Origin of the sequence: Corynebacterium tuberculostearicum (assembly GCF_032821615.1) — a bacterium.
Classification (GTDB): Bacteria; Actinomycetota; Actinomycetes; order Mycobacteriales; family Mycobacteriaceae; genus Corynebacterium; species Corynebacterium tuberculostearicum_H.
The window spans coordinates 22,239-30,108 of record NZ_JAVBIF010000017.1 but is presented as its reverse complement, the minus strand read 5'-3'; the positions used below and the strand labels follow the sequence as shown (position 1 = coordinate 30,108).

General features: G+C 64.6%; 8 protein-coding genes. 4 read left to right on the top strand and 4 right to left on the bottom strand.

Features of this window, described 5'->3' with window-relative positions:
- Window positions 1-151 precede the first annotated feature (151 nt).
- A complete protein-coding gene (locus tag RAE09_RS10175) occupies window positions 152-709 on the top strand; it encodes an AMIN-like domain-containing (lipo)protein (protein WP_316981618.1) in 558 nt (185 codons plus the stop codon).
- On the opposite strand, the gene RAE09_RS10170 is transcribed toward RAE09_RS10175, so the two are convergent.
- Together RAE09_RS10170 and RAE09_RS10165 are read right to left on the bottom strand one after the other, a co-directional pair.
- Entirely contained in the window at window positions 706-2,229 is a 1,524-nt protein-coding gene (locus RAE09_RS10170) for a DNA polymerase Y family protein (RefSeq protein WP_316981617.1), read from the bottom strand. The genes RAE09_RS10175 and RAE09_RS10170 overlap by 4 nt on opposite strands.
- Window positions 2,226-2,822, bottom strand: a complete 597-nt coding sequence (locus RAE09_RS10165; RefSeq protein WP_316981620.1) for a hypothetical protein — start codon at window positions 2,820-2,822, stop codon at window positions 2,226-2,228. Before RAE09_RS10165 ends, RAE09_RS10170 begins: the two co-directional genes overlap by 4 nt.
- A gap of 130 nt (window positions 2,823-2,952) precedes the next feature.
- Between RAE09_RS10165 and RAE09_RS10160 the strand changes: the two genes are divergently transcribed.
- Window positions 2,953-3,372, top strand: a complete 420-nt coding sequence (locus RAE09_RS10160; RefSeq protein ID WP_005326817.1) for a hypothetical protein — start codon at window positions 2,953-2,955, stop codon at window positions 3,370-3,372.
- Window positions 3,373-3,509: 137 nt separating this feature from the next.
- On the top strand, window positions 3,510-4,547 hold the full coding sequence (locus tag RAE09_RS10155) for an HNH endonuclease signature motif containing protein (protein ID WP_316981616.1): 1,038 nt from the start codon (window positions 3,510-3,512) through the stop codon (window positions 4,545-4,547).
- A 67-nt stretch (window positions 4,548-4,614) separates the two neighbouring features.
- On the opposite strand, the gene guaA is transcribed toward RAE09_RS10155, so the two are convergent.
- Window positions 4,615-6,189: a glutamine-hydrolyzing GMP synthase gene (gene guaA / locus RAE09_RS10150; RefSeq protein ID WP_316981615.1), complete on the bottom strand. Its 1,575-nt coding sequence runs from the start codon at window positions 6,187-6,189 to the stop codon at window positions 4,615-4,617.
- Window positions 6,190-6,222: 33 nt separating this feature from the next.
- On the opposite strand from guaA, the gene RAE09_RS10145 reads away from it, so the two are divergent.
- Window positions 6,223-6,594: a hypothetical protein gene (locus tag RAE09_RS10145; protein ID WP_316981614.1), complete on the top strand. Its 372-nt coding sequence runs from the start codon at window positions 6,223-6,225 to the stop codon at window positions 6,592-6,594.
- Window positions 6,595-6,705: 111 nt separating this feature from the next.
- On the opposite strand, the gene RAE09_RS10140 is transcribed toward RAE09_RS10145, so the two are convergent.
- Window positions 6,706-7,869, bottom strand: coding sequence for a GuaB3 family IMP dehydrogenase-related protein (locus RAE09_RS10140; protein ID WP_005322688.1), 1,164 nt, complete (start codon window positions 7,867-7,869; stop codon window positions 6,706-6,708).
- Between the last annotated feature and the right edge of the window lies 1 nt (window position 7,870).

The following is a 7,870-nucleotide window of genomic DNA, read 5'->3' as shown; positions in this document are numbered from 1 at the left end:
TGAACTACCAGCCCGAACCAACGACGCAAACCGCGCCACGACAACAGAATCCGGAACCCATTTCGACTCCACACAATCACCCAACCCATGTCAGGTGTTTCCACGACCGCTAGAAATCAAGGTTCACGGCCGAAAATATAACCTAGGGGACATGTTGAAAGTCCGTCTCGCCGCAACGCTTCTCGTCGCTGCTTTTCTCAGCGGCTGCGCTGCCCACGAGTCGAACCCCACCACCATGGCCGCGTCTGCGGATAACTCCCAGCTCAATCCGTTGGGCCAGGCCAATATGGAGATGAAAACCCTCCGGCCGCAGGCGCCCTCCGAGCTCACGGTGACCGACGTGCGCATCGGCCGGCACGAGGGTTTTGAGCGCGTCGTCTTCGAGCTCGACGGCGGCGGCGCTCCCGGCTGGTTCGTGGATTACGCCGATACACCCACACAGCAGGGTTCCGGCAAGACCATTGACCACTCCGGAGAGACCGCGCTCAATGTCAATATCGACGGCGTGGTCTATCCCTTCGAGGCAGGCAAGGACGATCCCCGCATCGGCGTGGTGGATGCCCCTACGGAAGGAATAGTCACCCAAGTGGTCAATGGCGGCACCTACGAGGGCCGCTGCCAATTTGTCATCGGCATGACCTCTCGCAAGCCTTATTCCGTGCAGGTGCTCGATAACCCCACCCGTCTCGTGGTCGATATTCGCGATTAATAGGTCGCCTCAACCCGCCAGCGGCCGCCGGACCATACCAAGAGCCAGGCCCGCTGATGCTCTTCGTGGTCGGCCTGGCCCACCACCTGGAGGCGCGCCACGCGCTGCGGGGTATCGGTCCACCACTGCGTATCCACCGGCCACGGCCCGGCCCAGCCCAGCACGCGGAAGCGATGCGCGCCCCAGCTCAAGGCCACCGGCACCCCGGACAGGAGGGCCTCGGCGGTGACGAAGACGGGGCGCCCGGCGGCGTCGATAAGCCGAATGCGCGCGGCCGGGTGATTCGGCCCACCGCCCAGCCGCGCAGGCAAGGGCGCGGGAATGCGGCCGGGCCACTCGCCGTCCGGCGGGGCGTCGCGCTGCTCGCCATAGGGCACATACTCGATACGCTCGGCCACCCCGCGGCCGCCCACCGACCGCGGCTGCAGCACACGATCCACTCCCAGCTGCGATTGCACGCGCGCGATCACGCGTTTGACCTGCTCCTGTGATCCCTCCCCGCCCCATAGGCCGGTGGCGGACGGGGCGGCAACCTCCACCGGCTCTAACGCTAGGCGGCGAATAGCCGCGCCCCCACCAGTAGCGCGTGTGAGCCAACCATCGAGCTGCCAGCGCACCCGGTCCGCGGTAGCCTGCTCCGTCAGCGCCTCCTGCGTGCGCCACACCCGCGCCAGCTCCTCACCGGTGCCAAACTCCGCCACCACGCGCAGCCGCAGGCACACCTTGCCGGCCTCCTCCAAGCGGGCATGCAGCCGGGCCGCGAGTTGGCGGGCCGCGAAGGCGGCCGCGTCCACACGCTCGATGCGCTCTTCCATTTCCACGGCCAGGTCTGGGCGCGCCATTTCTGGAGCTACGCGCCTATCCGCACGGGCTTGGGCCAACTCGTGCGCGCGACGCCCGGGCTCACCGAAACGGGTAGCTACCTGCTTAAACGGCAGTGCGGCTAAGTCACCCAGGCGCCGCACACCCAGCTTATCCAGTTGTGCGATAAAGCCAGCCTCAAAGCCCAAGGCCTCATCGGCCGCCAGCACGCCTATGGGCTGGGTAGCCAAAAACTCCCGCGAGCCACCTTCTGGCACCACCGCGCCCACACCACGGTGCCGGGCCGCGATGACGGCCGTGGCAATCTCATCGGCCACGCCGAGGGTGGAGTCGAAGCCGGCGTACGAAGAGGCGTCGACAAGCATCTCTAGTGCTTTCTCCCCGTGGTAGCGCAGCGCCGCGCCCGCATCCACAATCGCCAGGCCCGGGCGCAGCACCTCCACCGAGGACGCCACCGCATCTAAGCCGGCCGCAACCTCCGCAAAGGCCGCTCCATCCCGGTCTGGATTGGCCTCCACCACTGCGGCCTCGGGGCACAGCGCTTGGGCCTGACGCAAGCGCATCCCGCGCCGCACGCCCGCCCGGCGCGCCTTCCTATCGCACACCACCACCGCGTGATTGCGCGCAATAACCATAGGGCCCTGCCCGCCGGCGGCCTGGATGGGCCAATCCGGAAACCACACGGCCGCTACCCTCATACGGCCTCCAACCGACGGCGCTGCCCTACCGTGAGCACCCCGCGCGAGGCCCCCTGCTTCGAGGTCACCTTCACGTCCATGTCCACGCCGCGAATGCGCCCGCTGCCCTTGCCGACGCCCCGATAGGCACTCACCCGCGCCCCTATCCCCACCGCCGTGCCCGGCAGGCGCGTGCCCACCGTAAGCACCGCCGCGCGCCCACCGCGCACCTTCGCCAGCACCGGCCGAGCCTTGGTAGGGCTCACCTCGCCGGGCGGCCCATGGTGGATAACGAGGTCCAACCCCTCCGCCAATACTCCCGTCACCATCCAGGATTCCAGGCCCGGATCCGGCACGGTTACCACGCGTTCGATAGCGCCTTCCTCGGCCACTTGTGCGAGTAGCAAATCCGGCCACCCCACCACTCCCACATACCCGCCACGGGCGGTGAGGTGACAGATAAGCTCCACCACCAGCGCCGGGCAGCTCGCACAGTGCGCCACCTGCCGGCGCGCCAGCCCACCTGCGGGAAGCAAGCGCGCCAGGCCAGGGAGCGTATCTACCAGCTCTTCTTCCGGGCCGCGCTCCATAGCGCGCATGCGGGTACGCAGCATCGCCACGCGGTCCGACCTACTTAGCCCGGCCACCGCTTTTTCTAGGCGAACGCTCGTTTGACTCACTCGAATAGTATGAACCCTCACCCGGACACATGCAAGTGTATGTTCGAATGGTAGCCTTAGCGGCATGAACTTCAACGCTGCCTACGGCGCCATGCGCGAGCACACCACTCCCATCCCTACCCCACCTTGGGTGCGCTTGGGCTCGTCCATCCTCATCGGTGCGGCCGTGGCACTCTTGGCAAGCCGCGCGCATATCTTTGCCGCACTGGTTGGGGCGCTCGTATGCCTCGTGGCGGCCTTCGTCCTCGTCTTTGCCCACCCCTACCGCCGCGCGATGCGTGCCTATGCCGACAAGCGCAATGTCGCTCTAGTTCCTACCATCGCACAGCTCGTGCCACTGATGATTCTGTGGCTTATGGTGATGCTCGCGCCCATCGTGGCCCTGCCCGCGTGGGGCGCCGGGCTGGTGTGGCTAGTGGTCTTTGGGCTGAGCTTTTTCGCCTTCCCCCACGTGGATGGCACGCGCCGGCTCGCGTTTGCCTAATCTATACGACGCTTTTCGGGGTTATCCACAGCTTTTTCGGCCCGCGGCGGGTGTGCGGGCCGGGTTATCCACAGAATCGGCCGTAGCGGTTGCGCCGGCCGTGCGCCGGTGTGGGTGCGCGCCGTAGCGTTGCAGGCATGAACGCACTCGAGACCTACCTCACCGCCTTGGGCCCTGGCATGGACATCATCGCCGGGTGCCAAGGCATGTCTGGGTCCGAGCTCATGGACCGCGGCGCGCCCGATGCCATCGCCGCCGATCTGCTGCTTTTGTGCGAAAGCTACTTCGGCCGCACCAAATTTACGCGCCTGCAGCGCCGCGCTATTGCCGACGCCCGCCGCAACACCCACTCCATCGCCACCCTTGCTGCCCTAGAACGCATTGTTAACCGCGCGCCCAGCAAAAAGCAGGCCTGGCAGCTGCGCGCAGAATGCTGCGCGATGACCGACTCGATGAGCCACATCCTTAAGCACGCCCGACGGCGCCTGCGGGAGATGAAAGACGACACCGTAAGCCCAGGCGTACGCACCTACCGACGCCCCAATGATTACTGGACGCTTGCCATCACCGGAACCTCTAGTTTCATCGCGGATCTCAACGCCGCGCTAGCCGCGACTGGAAAGCAATCGCTCGAGGCGGTAGAAAAGATTTTCTTTGACCAAGCTGCGGCCGCGCGGACAGAAGTGGTGACCAATGCCATCGTGCCGTTAGACAAATTCATCCGCATCCGCGACGGCCATGGTGATGATATCGAGCTTGATCTGACCAATGGCGCCACCATCACCGGCACCGAATATCTGCGCCGCGTGCTCAACGACGTCGGCTTTTCTGGCGATAAAGAAACCGGCTACGTCACGCTCGTGCACCCCGAGGAAGGTCCGGTCAATCTCTACCGCACGGCGCGCGTGGCCAATGACAAGCAGCGCATTATGGCCGCTGCAGAAAATCCACGCTGCGCCTGGCCGGGCTGCAACCAGCCGGCCGACCTCTCCCAAGTTCACCACCTTAAAGCGTGGAGCAATGGCGGGGAGACGAATATGAAAAACCTGGTCATGTGCTGCGCCTACCATAATGGCGTCAACGACGATGACCCCAACGCCCCACCTCGGCGCGGCTGCCTCGAGCGGGTGGGCGGACGCGTTGTGTGGCGGCCACCGTTTACCCCGCGCGAGTAAGCGCCGCCCGCTGAAACGAGCGAAAAGGCGCTCAGCACTAGACTGAGCGCCTTCTACGCATGCCGTTTTACTCCCACTCGATGGTTCCTGGTGGCTTGGAGGTGCAGTCCAAGACCACGCGGTTGACGTCCTTCACCTCGTTGGTGATGCGGGTAGAAATCTTCTCCAGCACCTCGTACGGCAGGCGGGTCCAGTCCGCGGTCATGGCGTCCTCCGAGGACACTGGACGCAGCACAATCGGGTGGCCATAGGTACGGCCGTCGCCCTGCACGCCGACGGAGCGGACATCGGCCAGCAGTACTACCGGGCACTGCCAAATCTGGTCATCCAGGCCGGCATTGGTCAGCTCGGTGCGGGCAATGAGGTCTGCCTCGCGCAGCGTCTCCAAGCGCTCCTCGGTCACCTCACCGATAATGCGGATGCCCAAGCCAGGGCCGGGGAATGGCTGACGGCTAACGATCTCTTCCGGCAGACCCAGCTCGCGGCCGACGGCACGCACCTCGTCCTTAAACAGGAGGCGCAGCGGCTCGACCAGTTCGAACTCCACGTCATCCGGCAAACCGCCGACATTGTGGTGAGACTTAATATTCGCCGTGCCATCGCCGCCGCCAGACTCGACGACGTCCGGGTACAGCGTTCCCTGGACGAGGTAGTCGACGGTGGAGCCTGCAGGGGCGTCGTCAAGCACGCCTGCAACCGCGCGCTCAAAGGAACGGATAAACTCCGCGCCGATAGCCTTGCGCTTGGCTTCTGGGTCGCTAACGCCTGCCAGCTTATCCAGGAAGGCGGCGCGCTCATCGGCAGTCACCAGCTTCGCGCCGGTGGAGGCGACAAAGTCCTTTTCTACCTGCTCACGCTCGCCGGCACGCAGCAGGCCGTGGTCAACAAAAACACAGGTGAGCCGATCGCCAATGGCGCGCTGCACCAGCGCGGCCGCTACAGCGGAGTCCACACCGCCGGACAGGGCGCAAATAGCGCGGCCTTCCTCGCCCACCTGTGCGCGGACATCCGCGATGAGCTGCTCGGCGATATTATCGGCCGTCCAGTTCTGCTCTAGGCCAGCAATCTCAGTGAGGAAGCGGGTAAGCACCTCCTGGCCATGCGGCGAGTGCTGTACCTCAGGGTGGTACTGCACGCCGGCCATCTTCTTGTCTAGGCACTCCATCGCTGCAACCGGAGCACCGGCCGACGTGGCCGTAACCTCAAAGCCTTCGGGAGCAGCAGATACGGCATCGCCGTGAGACATCCACACCTTGTGAGTAGCCTCCAGGCCTTCGTGAAGTACGCCGCCCTTAACATTCATATCGGTACGGCCGTACTCACGCTCGCCGGTGGAAGAGACAGTGCCACCAAGCGCATGGTTCATAGCTTGGAAGCCGTAGCAAATGCCGAAAACCGGAATGCCGAGCTCAAGTAGCTCCGGCTTGAGGGCCGGGGCGCCATCGGCATATACGGAAGATGGTCCACCCGACAAAATGAGAGCGGCTGGATCCTTTGCTTTAATTTCCTCTACAGAAGCGGAGTTGGGGACAACCTCGGAGTAAATCTTGGCCTCGCGCACGCGGCGGGCAATAAGCTGCGCGTACTGAGCGCCAAAGTCCACAACGAGGACGGGGCGCGGGGTAGTATTTGGCTTAGTCACGCCCCATAGTCTAACCCACTAAACTGATAGCTTATGAAGCGCTTGGCTATTGTGCTCGCCGCGAGCCTGTTGTTGTGCGGTTGTGACGCCACCCCAACTACGGCCGCGGTGGCGTCTGCGCTGGATGAACAAGGCCCGCAACAGGTAACACTTCCGGCCGCGGAAATCTTTGGAAGCGAGTGGGATGAGTGGGTTCCCTTGTGTGGCACTCGACAGGCAGAGCGTGTGGGTCATCCAGAAGTTGCGCATAATTCGGTGGTTCTACGCGCGAGCGGTGAAGAAAAGGTTGTAGAGCTCAATCCCTCGGGAGTACGCGTGTGCCCGGTCCACAACGCAGGGCAATGGCGGCCGATGACAGGCAAGACCACGTGGAGGCGTGAGGGCGGCTGGCAATTGGTTTCCTAAACCACTCTCCTACCTCGCCAACTGGTATCTGTTCGGCGGCGAAGGAAGCCCTGAGACAAAGAAACGCGGCTGCGCCAAGAAGGCACAGCCGCGTCAGGACTCTCGCGCGGATTAGTAGCGGACGGCGAGTTCGACCTTCTGGAAGGACTTCAGGTCGGTGTAGCCGCACTTGGCCATGGAACGGCGCAGCGCGCCGACCAGGTTGGTGCGGCCGAAGGGCTCGCTGGAGGGACCGTGCAGCACGGTTTCCAGCGACGGGGCGGCCGATTCTTCTGTGGCTTCGGCCGGGGTACCGGTGGTGAGGAAATCGACGTCCAAGTCGGTATCGGCCCCGGAGAACTGGACGAAGCCGCGTGGGAAACGCGGGTGGCCGGCCGTGGCGGGCCAGTACCAGCCCTTGCCGCCGGCCTCGCGGGCCTGGGCAAGCAGTGGGCCGAGAGCAACACCGTCAGCGCCGCAGGCGAAAGCCTTGGCAATATTGCCGGAGTTTTCAAACTCGGTATCGGCGATGATGTGCACGTAGCGGCCGCCGGTCTCGTCGAGGTAGTCGCGGCGGGCTGCGGCGGCGTCGGCAATCGCGGTGCCCATGGCCGAGTCGATGCCAACGGTCTCGGCGTTGGTGGTCACACCCGCGCCTACGATGACGCCGGCCGCGCCGGTGCGCATCAGGTGTAGCGCGGTGGTGTAGTCGGTAACTCCGCCGGCAATGACGGGAACGTCAAGGGAACCAATGAACTCCTTGAGGTTCAGCGGCTCGCCGCCGGTAGCTACGTGCTCGGCCGAGACTAGGGTGCCCTGGATAAACAGCAACTCGGCACCGGCCGCGATGACCTTCGGGGCCATCTCGCGAGCATTTTGGGGGGATACGCGCACAGCAACGGTAACTCCGGAGTCGCGGACTTGGGAGATGCGCTCGGTAAGGAGGGCGTCGTCAAGCGGGGCGGCGTGCAGCTCCTGGATGATGGAGTTATCGCCCGGCTGCGAGTAAATGCGGGCTAGGGCGCCCTCGAGGTCCTTGTGGCGGCCCCACAGGCCCTCGGCATTAATGACGCCCAGGCCGCCCTGCTTGCCCATCTCGATGATGAACTCGGGGGTGGCGAGCGCATCAGTGGGGTGGGACACGAAGGGGATGTCGAAGGTATAGGCGTCGATGTGCCAGGTGGTGTCCACGTCCTTGGAGGAACGGGTACGGCGCTGCGGCACGATGGATAGTTGCTCTAGATCGAAGGTACGACGGGCCTCGCGGCCGATGCCAATTTCGGCGTATTCACGCATG

Excerpts from the sequence above, each read along its gene's own strand:
- RAE09_RS10160 (WP_005326817.1), top strand. The coding sequence starts at position 2,953 with ATGAACTTCAACGCTGCCTACGGCGCCATGCGCGAGCACACCACTCCC.
- RAE09_RS10170 (WP_316981617.1), bottom strand. The coding sequence starts at position 2,229 with ATGAGGGTAGCGGCCGTGTGGTTTCCGGATTGGCCCATCCAGGCCGCC.
- RAE09_RS10140 (WP_005322688.1), bottom strand. The coding sequence starts at position 7,869 with ATGCGTGAATACGCCGAAATTGGCATCGGCCGCGAGGCCCGTCGTACC.
- RAE09_RS10175 (WP_316981618.1), top strand. The coding sequence starts at position 152 with ATGTTGAAAGTCCGTCTCGCCGCAACGCTTCTCGTCGCTGCTTTTCTC.
- RAE09_RS10145 (WP_316981614.1), top strand. The coding sequence starts at position 6,223 with ATGAAGCGCTTGGCTATTGTGCTCGCCGCGAGCCTGTTGTTGTGCGGT.
- RAE09_RS10155 (WP_316981616.1), top strand. The coding sequence starts at position 3,510 with ATGAACGCACTCGAGACCTACCTCACCGCCTTGGGCCCTGGCATGGAC.
- RAE09_RS10165 (WP_316981620.1), bottom strand. The coding sequence starts at position 2,822 with ATGCTGCGTACCCGCATGCGCGCTATGGAGCGCGGCCCGGAAGAAGAG.